At 72.0% G+C, this 15,756-nt stretch carries 13 protein-coding genes; 3 read left to right on the top strand and 10 right to left on the bottom strand.

Annotated elements, in window-relative coordinates; all coding sequences use genetic code 11:
* Positions 1–417: 417 nt before the first annotated feature.
* Positions 418–1,425, bottom strand: coding sequence for a stage II sporulation protein M (locus KBY32_RS31120; RefSeq protein ID WP_115508408.1), 1,008 nt, complete (start codon positions 1,423–1,425; stop codon positions 418–420).
* A gap of 129 nt (positions 1,426–1,554) precedes the next feature.
* On the opposite strand from KBY32_RS31120, the gene KBY32_RS31125 reads away from it, so the two are divergent.
* Complete coding sequence (locus tag KBY32_RS31125) at positions 1,555–2,484, top strand: RDD family protein (RefSeq protein WP_210982438.1); 930 nt, start codon at positions 1,555–1,557, stop codon at positions 2,482–2,484.
* A gap of 28 nt (positions 2,485–2,512) precedes the next feature.
* Here KBY32_RS31125 and KBY32_RS31130 read toward each other — a convergent pair whose 3' ends face one another.
* Together KBY32_RS31130 and ahcY are read right to left on the bottom strand one after the other, a co-directional pair.
* Positions 2,513–3,127 (bottom strand): hypothetical protein, encoded by a 615-nt coding sequence (locus KBY32_RS31130; RefSeq protein ID WP_210982439.1) that lies wholly within the window; start codon positions 3,125–3,127, stop codon positions 2,513–2,515.
* Between the two features lie 191 nt (positions 3,128–3,318).
* A complete protein-coding gene (gene ahcY / locus KBY32_RS31135) occupies positions 3,319–4,776 on the bottom strand; it encodes an adenosylhomocysteinase (RefSeq protein WP_210982440.1) in 1,458 nt (485 codons plus the stop codon).
* Between the two features lie 433 nt (positions 4,777–5,209).
* Here ahcY and KBY32_RS31140 point away from each other — a divergent pair, with 433 nt between their 5' ends.
* Positions 5,210–7,249 (top strand): fructose-specific PTS transporter subunit EIIC, encoded by a 2,040-nt coding sequence (locus tag KBY32_RS31140; protein WP_308293813.1) that lies wholly within the window; start codon positions 5,210–5,212, stop codon positions 7,247–7,249.
* Positions 7,250–7,314: 65 nt separating this feature from the next.
* On the opposite strand, the gene KBY32_RS31145 is transcribed toward KBY32_RS31140, so the two are convergent.
* The 7 genes from KBY32_RS31145 to KBY32_RS31175 form a co-directional block, all read right to left on the bottom strand.
* Positions 7,315–8,295, bottom strand: a complete 981-nt coding sequence (locus KBY32_RS31145) for a cation diffusion facilitator family transporter (protein ID WP_055624280.1) — start codon at positions 8,293–8,295, stop codon at positions 7,315–7,317.
* A 161-nt stretch (positions 8,296–8,456) separates the two neighbouring features.
* Positions 8,457–9,608: a mannose-6-phosphate isomerase, class I gene (gene manA / locus KBY32_RS31150; RefSeq protein ID WP_210982441.1), complete on the bottom strand. Its 1,152-nt coding sequence runs from the start codon at positions 9,606–9,608 to the stop codon at positions 8,457–8,459.
* A 129-nt stretch (positions 9,609–9,737) separates the two neighbouring features.
* Positions 9,738–10,865 carry an SIS domain-containing protein gene (locus KBY32_RS31155; protein WP_210982442.1) on the bottom strand — a complete coding sequence of 376 codons (1,128 nt, stop codon included), beginning with the start codon at positions 10,863–10,865 and terminating at the stop codon, positions 9,738–9,740.
* Between the two features lie 164 nt (positions 10,866–11,029).
* Positions 11,030–11,200, bottom strand: a complete 171-nt coding sequence (locus KBY32_RS31160; protein ID WP_078883827.1) for a Trm112 family protein — start codon at positions 11,198–11,200, stop codon at positions 11,030–11,032.
* A gap of 130 nt (positions 11,201–11,330) precedes the next feature.
* Complete coding sequence (locus KBY32_RS31165; protein WP_210982443.1) at positions 11,331–12,695, bottom strand: phosphomannomutase/phosphoglucomutase; 1,365 nt, start codon at positions 12,693–12,695, stop codon at positions 11,331–11,333.
* Positions 12,696–12,809: 114 nt separating this feature from the next.
* Positions 12,810–14,426: an L-lactate permease gene (locus tag KBY32_RS31170; protein ID WP_210982444.1), complete on the bottom strand. Its 1,617-nt coding sequence runs from the start codon at positions 14,424–14,426 to the stop codon at positions 12,810–12,812.
* A 152-nt stretch (positions 14,427–14,578) separates the two neighbouring features.
* A complete protein-coding gene (locus KBY32_RS31175; RefSeq protein WP_030053098.1) occupies positions 14,579–14,956 on the bottom strand; it encodes a DUF3499 domain-containing protein in 378 nt (125 codons plus the stop codon).
* Between the two features lie 343 nt (positions 14,957–15,299).
* On the opposite strand from KBY32_RS31175, the gene KBY32_RS31180 reads away from it, so the two are divergent.
* Positions 15,300–15,740, top strand: a complete 441-nt coding sequence (locus KBY32_RS31180; protein ID WP_108707211.1) for a metallopeptidase family protein — start codon at positions 15,300–15,302, stop codon at positions 15,738–15,740.
* Positions 15,741–15,756 lie beyond the last annotated feature (16 nt).

The following is a 15,756-nucleotide window of genomic DNA, read 5'->3' on the forward strand; positions in this document are numbered from 1 at the left end:
ATCTGGCGTTGACTTTTGGCACGCTGTTGAGTTCTCAAGGAACGGACGCTTCCTTTGTACTCACCCTCTCGGGCTTTCCTCCGGGCGCTTCCCTTCGGTCTTGCGTTTCCGACTCTATCAGATCTTTCCGATCCGATTTCCTCGGTGCTTTCCAGGTTCCCGCTTCCGCGTTTCCCTTTCCGGCGGTTCCGACTTTATCAGAAGTTTTGGACCGGACTGACCGGCCGCTCTTTTCCGATTCATCGGGAGAGGCTTCTCGGGAATCAATGTTCCACTGAAGCAGATAGGTTCCCACCTGCCCGGTCGGACTGAGTCCGCCTCCAGGCAACTGTTCGAATCTACCTCCCCGCTCGCGCCGTGTCAACGGCTCCTACGGGGCGAAGAGGAGACTAGCAGCTCATCAGGCCCGTACGCACATCAAGCGGCCGTCGGCACGGCCGCACTGCGCTCGGCCTGCTCGACATCACCCGTCTCGCCCTCACGCGCGGCACGTCCGCCGACGACATAGACGTAGACGAGGAAGACCAGTTCGGCGAGGACGCCGATGGTGATGCGGGCCCAGGTGGGCAGGCCCGAAGGGGTCACGAAGCCTTCGATGGCGCCGGACACGAAAAGGACCAGCGCCAGTCCTATCGCCATGCCGAGCGCGGCGCGGCCTTCCTCCGCCAGGGCGGAGCGTCGGGTGCGGGGGCCCGGGTCGATCAGGGTCCAGCCGAGGCGGAGGCCGGTGCCGGCGGCCACGAAGACCGCCGTCAGTTCGAGCAGGCCGTGCGGCAGGATCAGGCCGAGGAAGGTGTCCAGGCGTCCCGCCGACGACATCAGGCCGATGCCGACGCCGAGATTGAGCATGTTCTGGAAGAGGATCCAGAGGACGGGCAGACCGAGAAAGACACCGAGGATCAGGCAGAGCGCGGCCGCCCACGCGTTGTTCGTCCACACCTGGGCCGCGAACGACGCCGCCGGGTGGCTGGAGTAGTACGTCTCGTACTGGCCGCCGGGGCGGGTGAGCTCGCGGAGTTCGCTGGGGGCAGCGATGGTGGCCTGCACTTCCGGGTGCGTGCCGATCCACCAGCCCAAGAGGGCCGCCACCAGTGTGGACAGGAGCGCGGTCGGCACCCACCAGTGGCGGGAGCGGTAGACCGCGGCGGGGAAGCTGTGGGCGAAGAAGCGGGTCACGTCGCGCCATGACGCGCGCCGGGTGCCGGTCACCGCGCTGCGCGCTCGGGCCACGAGCTGGCTGAGGCGGCCGGTGAGCTGGGGGTCGGGGGCGCTGGACTGGATCAGGGACAGATGGGTGGCCGCACGCTGGTAGAGGACGACGAGTTCGTCGGCTTCGGCACCCGTGAGGCGGCGTTGCCGGCCGAGCAGGGTGTCGAGGCGGTCCCACTCCGCGCGGTGGGCGGTGACGAAGACGTCGAGGTCCATCTGCTTTTCTGCTCCCCGGCTGCTCGTCGGCGGTTCCTGGTGGACGTCAGCTTGTCGTACTGCGGCGCGACGCGCCCTCAGCTTGGCAGACTGGCCACTCAAGGGGCAGGTCAGGGAAGGACGGACGGCGTGAGTGAGCTCGTGACGGGCGAGGCGGTGGCGCTGGAGCTGCGTCCCGCGAAGCTGCCCAGCAGGGCCCTGGCCGTGCTGCTCGATCTGGCGGTGGCGGTGGTGGCGTACATCGTCGTGACGATCGCCGTGGTGGCCGCGACGGCGTCTCTGGACGAGGCGGCGCAGGCCGCGCTGTCGGTCGCGCTGTTCGTATTGCTGCTGGTCGGCGGGCCGATCGCGGTCGAGACGCTCAGTCATGGGCGTTCGCTGGGGAAGCTGGCCTGCGGGTTGCGGGTGGTGCGGGACGACGGAGGGCCGATCCGGTTCCGACACGCCCTGGTGCGGGGGCTCATCGGGGTGATCGAGATCCTGCTGACGCTGGGCGTGATCGCCGTCACCGCCTCGCTCGTCTCCGCGCGCGGGCGACGGCTCGGTGACGTGTTCGCCGGGACGCTCGTCGTACGGGAGCGGGTGCCGGAGGGGCGGACGGGGTTCGTGCCGCCTCCGCCGCCGTGGCTGGCGGGGCGGTTCTCGGCGCTCGATCTGTCGGCGGTGCCGGACGGGTTGTGGCTGGAGGTCCGGCAGTACCTCACGCGGATGCGGTCGCTGGACCCGCAGGTGGGCTGGGGCATGGCGCAGCGGCTCGCGGCGGAGCTGGCGGCCCGGACGGGTGCGCCGGTGCCGCCGGGTGTCCCGCCCGCCCCCTATCTCGCGGCGGTGCTGCACGAGCGGCAGACACGAGAGGCTCGCCGTGCTTTCGCCGCGGCGCCGCCGGCCGGCGACCGTCCGGGCGCCGCTCCCGGCGCGATGCCCCCGCCCATGCCCCAGGGGGCCGCGCCCTATCGCCCCGAGCCCCCGGTGCCGTATCGCCCGGTGCCGCAGGACCCGCCGCCCGTAGAAGATCGGTCCGGCTCGCGGCCGTCCACCGGGTTCGTGCCGCCCGCCTAGTCCGCCCGGTCCGCCCTGTCCGGCTCGGTCAACTGAACGTCGACGGGGGTGAGTCCAGGTCCTCGAGCTCGATGCCGGGGGCCGCGAGGACCACGTCGCCGGCGATGTGCACCGTGTGCTGCTCGCCCGTGTCCAGGGCCGTGACCTGGTACTCGTCCACGGTCAGGGGCCCGTTGTCAGTGGCGTGTGTTTCGCTGTTCACCAGTGCCCAGGACTGGTCCACGGTGCGGGGGGCGAGGACCGGGTCCGTGAGGGCCACGAGGCGTACGCGGGTCGCGGAGGCGGAAGGGGTGAGGCGCAGCAGACGGGTGGTGGCGACGAGGAACGCGGGGGACGTCCCGGTGAAGGCGTGGGCCGGCACATTGCCTTCGGTGGCCTCGGTCCCCCTGGGGTCGGTGCGGACCCAGGTGACGCCGTCGAGGGCGGCGCCGCGCACCTGCCAGTCCCCGGCGTGGAGTTCCAGGCGGAGGGGGCGGCCCAGGGCGTCGAGGGTGAGGTCGACGGAGCCGATGTCGTCGCCGGCGGGGGTGGTGCGCCGGGCGACGTAGCGCCAGCCGGAGGGGCCGGGGGCGCACTGGAAGTGTTCGTGGGCGAAAGGAGTGTGATCGTGCGGATCGAGGAGCGAATAACGGCCGCGGGGCATCGGGGTCCTGGGGCTTGACGGGCGGTCCGGTCTCGCGAGCGGTCCGGTCGTGACGGGCTGGTCCGGCCGCGCGGGCCGAGGCCCGTACGCGCGAGGGGACGTACGGGCCAAAGGGGCAGGCCCCCGGCACGGGGGTGCGGGGGCCTGCCTCGATGGATCGGCTGCTGCCGAGGGAGCGCGGGGCGCTCGGCTCAGTAGCGGTAGTGGTCCGGCTTGAAGGGGCCGTCGACCTCGACGCCGATGTAGGCGGCCTGCTCGGGGCGGAGCTTGGTGAGCTTCACGCCGAGCGCGTCCAGGTGGAGACGGGCGACCTTCTCGTCCAGGTGCTTGGGCAGCGTGTAGACGCCGGTCGGGTACTCGTCGGGCTTGGTGAACAGCTCGATCTGGGCCAGGGTCTGGTCCGCGAACGAGTTGGACATCACGAAGGACGGGTGACCGGTGGCGTTGCCCAGGTTCAGCAGGCGGCCCTCGGACAGCACGATGATCACCTTGCCGTCCGGGAAGGTCCAAGTGTGGACCTGCGGCTTGACCTCGTCCTTGACGATGCCGGGGACCTTGGCGAGGCCGGCCATGTCGATCTCGTTGTCGAAGTGGCCGATGTTGCCGACGATCGCCTGGTGCTTCATCTTGGCCATGTCCGAGGCCATGATGATGTCCTTGTTGCCGGTCGTGGTGATGAAGATGTCGGCCTTGTCGATGACCTCGTCGAGGGTCGTGACCTGGTAGCCGTCCATCGCCGCCTGCAGGGCGCAGATCGGGTCGATCTCGGTGACGATCACCCGGGCGCCCTGGCCGCGCAGGGACTCCGCGCAGCCCTTGCCGACGTCGCCGTAGCCGCACACAACGGCGGTCTTGCCGCCGATCAGGACGTCGGTGGCGCGGTTGATGCCGTCGATGAGCGAGTGGCGGCAGCCGTACTTGTTGTCGAACTTCGACTTGGTGACCGCGTCGTTGACGTTGATCGCCGGGAACAGGAGGGTGCCGTCGCGCTGCATCTCGTACAGGCGGTGGACGCCGGTCGTGGTCTCCTCGGTCACGCCGCGGATCTCGGAGGCCAGCTGGGTCCACTTCTGCGAGCCGTCCGTGATGGTGCGGTGCAGGAGCTCGAGGATGACGCGGTGCTCGTCGGACTCGGCGGTGTCGACGTCCGGGACCTTGCCGTCCTTCTCGTACTCGACGCCCTTGTGGACGAGGAGGGTCGCGTCACCGCCGTCGTCGAGGATCATGTTCGGGCCACCGGTGGGGCTGTCCGGCCAGGTCAGCGCCTGCTCGGTGCACCACCAGTACTCCTCCAGCGTCTCGCCCTTCCAGGCGAAGACCGGGATGCCCTGCGGGTTGTCCGGGGTGCCGTTCGGGCCGACGGCGATCGCGGCGGCGGCGTGGTCCTGGGTGGAGAAGATGTTGCAGGAGGCCCAGCGGACCTGGGCGCCGAGCGCGGCCAGCGTCTCGATGAGGACGGCGGTCTGCACGGTCATGTGCAGCGAGCCGGTGATGCGGGCGCCGGCCAGCGGCTGCGCCTCGGCGTACTCCTTGCGGATCGCCATCAGGCCGGGCATCTCGTGCTCGGCGAGGGTGATCTCCTTGCGGCCGAACTCGGCCAGGGAGAGGTCGGCGACCTTGAAGTCCTGTCGGTTGTCGACAGTCGTCATTACGGGCTGCTCCTCGGTATCGGGGCGAGGGTGGGTACGGCTGTTCTGCGCGGCGGCGGACACCGGGGTGCCCCGAAGAGGGCACAGGCATGCCCGCGTGCGCGCAGCGCAGTCGTCGGAGGCCCTCTCTCCCTCGGCCGGTCCGTGTCGGGACCGCCCGACCGCCATCAGCAGCGACGTCTGGCTCTCCTCCAAGCTACACCGGGATGCGCCGCGGTCCCCAGCCCGCCTCCGAATGGTTCGCGCCATCCCCGGGCGGGTGCGCGGAGCGGGTGAAGGCCGTGCGGAGGGCGGGGGCGGGAGTTCGGCGAGGGGCGGCCGGCCCTTTGAGCCGGCCGTGCGGTGATGCAGGATGCCCGGCAGACCGGGACCCAGACAGGCCCGCGCGGCACCCGGGACGGTGGGCGCGGGACAGTGGCGTAAGGAGATCGACGTGACCAGTCCAGCCGGCCCTCCCCCCACGGGCGGCGGTGGCGAGCAGCGGCGTGTGAGGTTGCTCGCGGTGACCGCCTGCCCGACCGGCATCGCGCACACGTACATGGCGGCCGAGAAGCTCGCCCAGGCCGCCGAGAGCCGCGGCATCGACATGAAGGTGGAGACGCAGGGCTCCATCGGGGCGGAGAACGTCCTCGACGACAACGATGTCAGGCAGGCGGACGGGGTGATCGTCGCCGCCGACAAGGACGTGGACCTGAGCCGTTTCGCGGGCAAGCGGGTCCTGACCGTGGGGGTGGCGGAGGGCATCCGGCATCCCGAGCAGCTGATCGAGCGGGTGCTGTCGGCGCCCGTGCACACGGGTGGGGGCGCCCCCACCGCCCTCGCGTCCGGCGGCGGCAAGAAGCGGAGCGCCGGGTACAAGGCGCTGATGAACGGGGTCAGCTACATGATCCCGTTCGTCGTGGTCGGCGGGCTGCTGATCGCGATATCGCTGTCGCTGGGCGGGCACACGGACCCCTCGGGCGGCCTGGTCATCCCGAAGGACTCCTTCTGGATGGACGTGAACAACATCGGCGTCATCGGCTTCACGCTGATGGTGCCGATCCTGTCCGGCTATATCGCCTACGCCATCGGCGACCGGCCCGCGCTCGTGCCGGGCATGATCGGCGGCTGGATCGCGAACACCGGGGAGCTGTACGACTCCAAGGCGGGGGCCGGGTTCATCGGGGCCATCGTGACCGGGTTCCTCGCCGGGTATCTGGTGCTGTGGATCAAGAAGGTCAAGGTCCCGAAGTTCGTCCAGCCGATCATGCCGATCATCGTGATCCCGATCGTGGCGACCACGGCGCTCGGGTTGTTCTTCATCTACGTCATCGGCAAGCCGATCTCCTGGGTGTTCGAGCACCTGACCGATTGGCTGAGCGGGATGACCGGGACCAGCGCGGTCCTGCTCGGCGCGATCCTGGGCCTGATGATCGCGTTCGACATGGGCGGGCCGGTCAACAAGACGGCGTTCCTGTTCGGCGCCGGGCTCATCGCGACCGGCAACCAGACGGTCATGGGCATGTGCGCTGCCGCGATCCCGGTCATGCCGCTGGGCCAGGGCCTGGCGACGCTGCTGCGCAGGCGGCTGTACTCCGAGCAGGAGCGGGAGACCGGGTTCGCCGCGCTGTTCATGGGGTGCTTCGGCATCTCCGAGGGCGCGATCCCGTTCGCGGCGGCCCGGCCGGCGCAGGTCATCCCGGCCAACATGCTGGGCGGCGCGGTCGCCGGTGCGATCGCCGGGGTCGCCGGTGTCGAGGACGCGGTGCCGCACGGCGGGCCGATCGTGGCCGTGCTGGGCGCGGTGAGCGGGGTGCCGATGTTCTTCGTGGCCGTGGTGATCGGTTCGGTCGTGACCGCGCTGACGACGGTCGCCCTCGTCGACGTGAGCGAGCGGCGCGGTGTGCCGGCCCTCGCCGGGGCGGGTGCGGCCGTACCGGAGCCCGTGCTGGTCGGTGCGAGTGTCGGTGGGGCCACGGAGTCGGCGAAGTCGGCGGCCGGCCTCGGGTCGTCCGTCGAGGAGGCCGAGGAGGCCGGCGAGGTGCTGTCCGGGCATCTGAGCGAGCGGACCGTGCGGGTGCGGCTTGATGCCACGGACAAGGAGGCCGCGATCCGGGAGATGGCCGGCCTGCTGGCGCGCGGCGGCCGGGTCGTGGACGCGGACGAGCTGGTGGCGGCGGCGCTGCGGCGGGAGGAGCAGGGCACGACCGGGCTCGGGGAGGAGATCGCGGTCCCGCACGCCAAGACGGACGCGGTGAGCGCGCCGGTCGTGGGGTTCGCGCGGTCCGACGAGGGCGTCGAGTGGGATTCCCCGGACGGGACGAAGGCCCGGCTGGTGTTCATGATCGCCGTACCGGAGGCGGCCGCCGGGGACGAGCATCTGCGGATCCTGTCGCTGCTGTCGCGCAGGCTGATGGACGCGGGGTTCCGGGAGCGGCTGCTGGCCGCGCCGGACGAGGCGGCCGTCGTGGAGGTGCTGCGCGAGGTCGGTTAGCGGGGGACCACATGCCGCGGGGCCCGCCGGAAGTGATCCGGCGGGCCCCGCGGGGTGAGCGGGTCTCAGTGGGCGGGGTCGTGCTGGGTGGGGCCGCCCGGGGTGGCCTCGGGGTCGGCTCCCTTGGCCGCCTCGGCCTCGCTGTAGATGTCGGGCTCGAGGTAGATCACGCGGGCGATCGGCACGGCCTCGCGGATGCGGGTCTCGGCGGCGTTGATCGCGCCGGCGATCTCGGCGGCCGTGTCGTCGTGCTGGACGGCGATCTTGGCGGCGACGAGCAGCTCCTCGGGGCCGAGGTGGAGCGTACGCATGTGGATGATGCCGGTGACGGTGTCGCCGTCGACGATCGCGGCCTCGATCCGCTTCGTCTCCTCGGTGCCCGCGGACTCGCCGAGCAGCAGCGACTTCGTCTCGATGGCGAGGACGACGGCGATCAGGACGAGCAGGACGCCGATGCAGATGGTGCCGACGCCGTCCCAGACGCCGTCGCCGGTGAGCAGGGCGAGGCCGACGCCGCCGAGGGCCAGGATCAGACCGACCAGCGCGCCGAGGTCCTCGAGGAGGACGACGGGCAGCTCGGGGGCCTTGGCGTGGCGGATGAACTCCTTCCAGGACTTCCTGCCGCGCAGGGTGTTGGACTCCTTGATGGCGGTCCGGAAGGAGAAGCTCTCGGCGATGATCGCGAAGACGAGGACGCCGACCGGCCAGTACCAGTGGTCGATCTCGTGGGGGTGCTTGATCTTCTCGTAGCCCTCGTAGAGGGCGAACATGCCGCCGACCGAGAACAGGATGATCGAGACGAGGAACGCGTAGATGTAGCGCTCGCGGCCGTAGCCGAAGGGGTGTTGCGGGGTCGCCTCGCGCTGGGCCTTCTTGCCGCCGACCAGCAGCAGGGCCTGGTTGCCGGAGTCGGCGAGCGAGTGCACCGATTCGGCGAGCATCGAGGACGAGCCGCTGAACAGGAACGCCACGAACTTCGATACCGCGATTGCGAGGTTGGCGGCGAGTGCCGCCACGATCGCCTTGGTCCCGCCTGACGCGCTCATGTGTCGCGTTGTCCCTTCACCTTCGGAGCCTTCGTACGTACGACCGCCGGGCCTCGTCGGCGGGGGCGCGCGACCCCCGCCCGACTTTGCCCGGCCTTTGCCGGTGGGCCATTGTCGCAGCCCGGCCGGAGCCCGGTGTCCCGGGGCGCCGGATGCCTCGGTCAGACGACGACCGTGGCCCGGAACACCGTGCCGGCACCGGACACTTCGGCCTTCTCGCCCGCCGGTACGAAGACCGACCGGCCCGGCGTCAGGTCGTGTTCCCCGGCACGGACGGAACCCGATGTGCAGAGCAGGATCTGCGGGGTCGCGTGGGTGAGGTCGTGGGCGGTGGTGCCCTCCGGAAGGACGTACCGGGACAGCCGGAACTCGTCGATCGGGGTCTCGTAGACCTCCTCGCCGTCGGGTGCGGCCTCCGGGCGCAGCACGCCGGGGTCGCCGGCCTCGAAGCGGACGATGCGCAGGAGTTCGGGGACGTCGACGTGCTTCGGGGTGAGGCCGCAGCGCAGGACGTTGTCGGAGTTGGCCATGATCTCGACGCCGAGTCCGGAGAGGTAGGCGTGCGGGATGCCGGCGCCGAGGAACAGGGCCTCGCCGGGCTGGAGCCGGACGTGGTTGAGGAGCATGGCGGCGATGACGCCGGGGTCGCCGGGGTAGTGGTGGGCGATGCCGGCGTACGGGGTGTGTTCGCCGCCGAGGCGGGTGCAGGCGGCCGCGGCCTCGGCGACGGTGTGGGCCATGGCGTCGCGGTCGGCGGTGAGGATCGCCGTGAGCACCTCGCGCAGGGCCGCCTCCTCGGGGCGGGCGTGCAGCAGGTCGACGTACGGCTTGAGGGAGTCGACGCCGAGGGCGTCCAGCAGACCGGCGGCCTGGACGGGGTCGCGGAAGCCGCACAGGCCGTCGAACTCGGTGAGCGCGCAGATCAGTTCGGGCTTGTGGTTGGCGTCCTTGTAGTTGCGGTGTCCGGCGTCGATAGGGATTCCGCGGCGCTCCTCGTCCTCGTAGCCCTGCCGGGCCTGGGTGAGGTCGGGGTGGACCTGGAGGGAGAGCGGGGCGCCGGCGGCGAGGAGCTTGAGCAGGAAGGGCAGGCGGGGGCCGAACTTGGCGACGGTGGCCGCGCCGAGTTCCCGCTCGGGGTCGGCCTCGATCACCTCGGCGAGCGTGCCGCGGGCCGTGCGCGAGGGGGCGCCGGGGTGGGCGCCCATCCACATCTCCGCCTGCGGTTCGCCGGTCGGCTCGACGCCGAGGAGCCGCGGGATGGCGGTGGTGGAACCCCAGGCGTAGGGGCGGACGGTGTTGTCGAGGCGGTCCATGCGGGTTCTGCCTGCTCTCTGTGCGTGCGTGCCGGCGCGTACGAGCGCGGGTCTTCTTCGGTGGGACGGGGCGCCCGCCCAACAGCGGCGGCGCGTACGGCGGTTCGCGCGCGGGCGCCCTAGGACGGCTCAGGCGCGGGAGGCGAGCGCCAGATAGACGGCGGCGAAGTCCGTGACGGCGATCAGTTCCGCGAGGGTCTCCAACTCGCCGCCCGGTTCGGGCTCCAGTTCGCTGATCGGCGTGTCGTGGCTGAGGGCCAGGTCACGGGCGGCGGGCGCGGCGGTGAGGCCGCCGATGGGCCGGTCGCGCAGCAGCACCACGCGCGCGTGCAGGGCGGCGGGCTCCTCGACGCGGTCGCGGAAGAAGTCCTCGGGGTCGGCGCTGGCGGCGAGCCGGCCGGCGAGCAGGGCGCTGTGCGCGGAGAGGGCCTCGGGCAGTTCGGCGACGAGCGAGGGGTGGCCGGAGAGCTCGGCGAGCGCGGCGGCGAAGCGACGGCCGGCCGGGCCCGCGGACACGCCCTCCGTCCAGATCAGCGGCAGGGCGTCGGCGAGTTCGGCGGCGAGCGTCTTGGCCGGGTTGCTGTAGGTCGCGACGGCGGGGCCGCAGCGCTCGGCGATGTGGTCGAGGCGGTCGGCGACCTTCTGCACGGCGTCCGGCGGGGCCGCGAGGACGCCGGTGCGGTCGAGGAGCGCGAGCAGGGGGGTGAGCAGCGCCCACAGCACGCCGGGCGCGGAGGCGGCGAGCGGGATGTCCTCGTCGTAGGGGGCGGTCGCCATCGGGACGAACAGGCCGTGGTTGTTGTGCACGGCCTCGGTGAGCGGGGAGCCGGCGGGGCCGACGGCGACGACGGTGCAGCCGCGCCGGTAGGCCTGCTCGGCGAGGAGCGACAGGCCGGGCTCGGTGCCGTCGGGGGTGGCGATCAGCAGCAGGTCCACGGAGCCGGCCCAGCCGGGCAGCTCCCAGCGCAGGGCTCCGCCGGCCGGTGCGACGCCGGTCGGCGCGAGCCGGGTGACGGGGCTGGTGGCGCCGGCGAGGGTGCCGAGGAGGTCGGCGACGCAGATGGCGGCGGCGCCGGGTCCGGCGATCAGGAGGGCGCGGGGGCGGCCGTCGGGCTTGAGGTCGTGGACGCCTGCCTCGGTGGCGTGCCGGGCCGCGGTGCGGACGCGGGCGCCTGCTTCCGCCGCGCCGCGGAGCAGGGCCCGGCGGTCGGCCTCCGCGAGCGCTTCCGGCGCGTCGAGCAGCGATTCGTCGAGCATGGGCGGAAGGCCTCCGATCGCCGGGTCCTCTGGCGGCTCTGTCGTGCCGTGCGTCGGTGCGGGTGCTTCGTGCGGGTGCTTCGTGCGGTTACGTCATGCGGTGCGGGCCGGGCTCGCGCCCGCCGGGTGCAGGTGTGGCCCGGCTTGGGCCATGCCGTGCGGTCCTAGGCGGGGCGGCGGGCCTCGTCGACGAGGAGGACGGGGATGCCGTCGCGGACCGGGTACGCCAGGCCGCAGTCCTGACCGGTGCAGACCAGCTCGGTGTCCTGCTCCTCCAGAGGGGCGTGGCAGGCCGGGCAGGCGAGGATCTCCAGGAGGCCGGCTTCCAGCGGCATGGCGGGTCCCTTCGGGGCGGGTTTCGGTGGTCCGTGTGCTTGTCGGATGTGCCTGGTCAGCGTACCGCCGGTGCGGGCGGCTCGCGGGCGCTGCCCCGCAGGTGCGCCGGGCCGCCCCGCGCGCGGGGGCTCAGGCTCTGATGATGGCCAGGGCCTCGTCCCGCACCTTCGCCATCATGGCCTCGTCGCGGGCCTCGGCGTTGAGCCGCAGGAGGGGCTCGGTGTTGGACGGGCGGACGTTGAACCACCAGTCGGCGGACGTCACCGTGAGGCCGTCGAGCTCGTCCAGGGTGACGGCGTCCCGGCCCTCGTAGGCGGCGCGGATCGCGGCGAGGCGGCCGGCCTGGTCGGCGACCGTGGAGTTGATCTCGCCGGAGCCGGCGTAGCGGTCGTACTGGGCGACCAGCCGGGACAGGGTGCCTACCTGGCCGCCGAGCGCCGCGAGGACGTGCAGGGCGGCCAGCATGCCGGTGTCGGCGTTCCAGAAGTCCTTGAAGTAGTAGTGCGCGGAGTGCTCGCCGCCGAAGATCGCCCCGGACGTCGCCATCTCGGCCTTGATGAAGGAGTGCCCGACGCGGGTGCGCACGGGTGTGCCGCCGTGCTCCCGGACGACCTCGGGGACGGACCACGAGGTGATCAGGTTGTGGATGACGGTGCCCTGCCCGCCGTAGCGGGCGAGTTCGCGGGCGGCGACGAGTGCGGTGACGGCGGACGGCGAGACGGGCTCGCCGCGCTCGTCGACGACGAAGCAGCGGTCGGCGTCGCCGTCGAAGGCGATGCCGAGGTCGGCGCCCTCCTCGCGGACCCGCTTCTGCAGGTCCACGATGTTCGCCGGGTCCAGCGGGTTGGCCTCGTGGTTCGGGAAGGTGCCGTCCAGCTCGAAGTACATCGGGACGACGTCCAGCGGGAGCCCCGCGAACACGGTCGGGACGGTGTGGCCGCCCATGCCGTTGCCCGCGTCGACGACGACCTTCAGGGGGCGGATCGAGGTGAGGTCGACGAGGGAGCGCAGATGCGCCGCGTAGTCGTCCAGGGTGTCGCGCCGGGTGACGGCGCCGGTCGTGGCGGCCGGGGCCGGGGCTCCGGACGCGGTCCACTCCTCGACCAGGGCGCGGATGTCGGCGAGGCCGGTGTCCTGGCCGACGGGGGCGGCGCCGGCGCGGCACATCTTGATGCCGTTGTACCGCGCCGGGTTGTGCGAGGCGGTGAACATGGCGCCGGGCAGGTCCAGCGCGCCCGAGGCGTAGTACAGCTGGTCGGTGGAGCACAGGCCGATCTCGGTGACGTCCACGCCGAGCCGGGCGGCCCCGCGCGCGAAGGCGCCCGACAGACCCGGGGACGAGGGCCGCATGTCGTGGCCGATCACGATCGCGCTCGCGCCGGTCACCCGGGCGAAGGCCGCGCCGAACAGCTCGGCCAGCGGCTCGTCCCACTGGTCCGGGACCACTCCGCGCACGTCGTACGCCTTGACGATCTGCGACAGATCAGCAGCCACGGGCAACCCTCCTGAAAGTCCTCACCGGGACCCCAAACTACCCGTAGCCACTGACAGCGCGGTGCCTCGGTCCCGAGTGGACCCACAGTCGTAACCCGGTGGTCGGCCAAAGGGTCAGGGCAGCATCCAGCCGAGTACGGGTGAACTCTGGCCGACCACGATCAGACACATGACCAGCAGGAGCCCCAGGCTCCACGGCAGGACCTTGCGCAGCAGGTCGCCCTCGCGGCCCGCGAGTCCGACGGCCGCGCACGCGATGGTGAGGTTCTGCGGCGAGATCATCTTGCCGAGCACACCGCCCGAGCTGTTCGCGGCGGCCAGCAGTTCCGGTGACAGCCCCGACTCACCGGCGGCGGTGACCTGCAGCGCGCCGAACAGGGCGTTGGCGGAGGTGTCGGAGCCCGAGACGGCGACACCGAACCAGCCCAGCACCGGCGACAGGAAGGCGAGCCCGGCGCCGGCCGCGGCGACGAAGTGGCCGATGGTGGCGGCCTGTCCGGAGAGGTTCATGACGTAGGCGAGGGCCAGCACCGAGGTGACCGTGAGGATGGCGTACCGCAGCTCGTGGACGGTCGCCAGCCACTCCTTGACGGCCACGCGCGCGTGCACGCCGAGCACGACGGCCGTGCACACCCCGGCGAGGAGCACGAGCGTGCCCCCGGTGGAGACGATCGGCCAGCTGTAGACGTTGGCGCCGACCGGGTCGCCGGAGGCGTCGGCGACGTCCAGGAAGGGCCAGTCGAAGGTCCGGGTGGCCCGGGCCAGGAAGTCCTTGACCGGCGGGATCTGGGCGACGGAGAAGATCACGACGATCAGCGCATAGGGGGCGTAGGCCCGGACGACCTCGCCGCGCGGGTCGTGCTCGTCCAGTTCCTCGCTGCGCGTCCCGGTCAGCACGGACGCGCGTACGGCCTCCGTGGCGGGCACGCGCGCGTGCGGTACGGCGACCAGGGCGCCGGCGCCCGCCAGGGCGGCGCCGATGTCGGCGAGTTGGGCGGAGACGTAGTTGGAGGCGGCGAACTGGGCGACGGCGAAGGCGACTCCGCACACCAGGGCGGGCACCCAGGTCTCCCGCAGACCGCGCCGGCCGTCCACCAGGCCGACCAGCACGAGCGGCACCACGAGGGCCAGTAGCGGTGTCTGACGGCCCACCACGGAGGCGACGTCGTCCAATGGAAGCCCGGTGACCTGGGCGAGGGTGACGACCGGGGTGCCCATGGCGCCGAAGGCGACGGGCGCGGTGTTGGCGACGAGCGCGACGACCGCCGCCCGCACCGGGTCGAAGCCGAGCGCCACGAGCATGACCGAGCAGATGGCGACGGGGGCGCCGAACCCGGCGAGGGCCTCCAGCAGGGCGCCGAAGCAGAAGGCCACGACGAGCGCCTGGATACGGGGATCGTCGGAGAGGCGGCCGAACGACCGCCGCAGGATGTCGAAGTGCCGGGTGCGGACCGTCATCCGGTACACCCACAGGGCGTTGACGACGATCCACAGGATGGGGAAGAGGCCGAAGACGGCTCCCTGGGCGGCGCTGGAGAGCGTCTGGTCGAGCGGCATGCCGTAGGCGAGCCAGGCGACCAGAACGGCTGCCAGGAGGCCCGTGAGCCCGGCCAGATGGGCCTTCATACGGACCGCGCCCAGCAGGACCAGGACGATCACCAGCGGTAGTGCCGCCACCAGGGCGGACAGACCGAGGGAGCCTCCGACGGGCTCCAGTTCCTGCACGTACACGACGCCTCCCCGGATTCCGCCATACGGAAAGCGATTTCTCGTTCCGGCCTAGGAATGGTCGTGTCCGCGACAACGTGGCGTCAATGGGCGTGCAGCACTTGCCGTGAGGAGATCACGAGAAGGCGGAAGGAAGGCGTCCGGGGAGGCGGACGTCAGTTGTCGGGCGAGCGCAGCACGCGCAGATGCCCCCGGCGCGCGACCTCCATCGGGTCGGCCCCGCGTCCACCGCCACCGCCGGCCTGGGCGGCGCGCTCCTGCGGACGGGCCGCCTCACGCACTGCGTTGGCAAGCGCTTCCAGGTCGTCCCCGCTGGGGCGGGCCGGAGCGGAGCCGTCCAGCAGTCGTACGACCTCCCACCCGCGCGGGGCGGTGAGGCGCTCCGAGTGCTCGGCGCACAGGTCGTAGCAGTGGGGTTCGGCGTAGGTGGCGAGCGGGCCGAGGACCGCGGTCGAGTCGGCGTAGACGTACGTCAGCGTCGCTACGGCGGGACGGCCGCAAGCGGTGCGCGAACAGCGACGTACAGGGCTCACGACGTTGGACGGTACCGCACTCTTGAGCGGGCCGCGACGACTCTCCCCCAGGTCACCCCACCGTGTCGTGGTGTGAAACACCCCACACGCCCCTTTCACCCCACCTCTGTGACCTGCGAGGACGGGGCGGCCCCGGAAACCGGCTCCGGCCGGAAGTGGTCACCTCTCCCCACAAATCCCGTCAATTACCACCACGTCGGCGGTCTCGGAGAGATACGGAAACGAGCCCAAGCTTGGCTGGAATGGTCATCTGCCGACATGCGGTACGGCCCGGCGCACACCGCCCCGACCGGCGCACGGAGATCCGACGGGCGGCGGCCACGGGGACTACGCTTCGTCAGTGATGGACACCCCCGTACCGCCCCGTGCCGTCGGCCCCGGGCCCCGCCGCCGTGATCGCCACGGCCGGGGCATGCGCGGCCCGATCGCACCGCCCCAGGTCCCCCTGGCCGCCAGCCGCGCCGACGCCTTCGCCGACCTGGTCCAGGACTCCGTGGAGCGCCTGGAACGCCGCTGGCCGCAGCTCGCCGACATCGATTTCCTCGTCCTGGAGGTGCCGCGCCTGGACGGCACCTGGAACGACGAGGCGGTCCCGCTCGGCGGCACCATCGCCGCCCGCGACGGGCGGCCGGCCCGGGTGGTCGTCTACCGCCGGCCGGTGGAGATCCGCACCAAGGGCCGGGACGAGCGCGCGGCCCTGGTGCACGAGGTGGTCGTGGAACAGGTGGCCGAGGTGCTGGGGCTGACCCCGGAGACCGTGGACCCCCGCTACGGCGAGGACTGACCTCCGCGGCCGGGCC

This window comes from Streptomyces sp. RK62 (genome assembly GCF_018070255.1).
Lineage (GTDB): Bacteria > Actinomycetota > Actinomycetes > Streptomycetales > Streptomycetaceae > Streptomyces > Streptomyces nigra.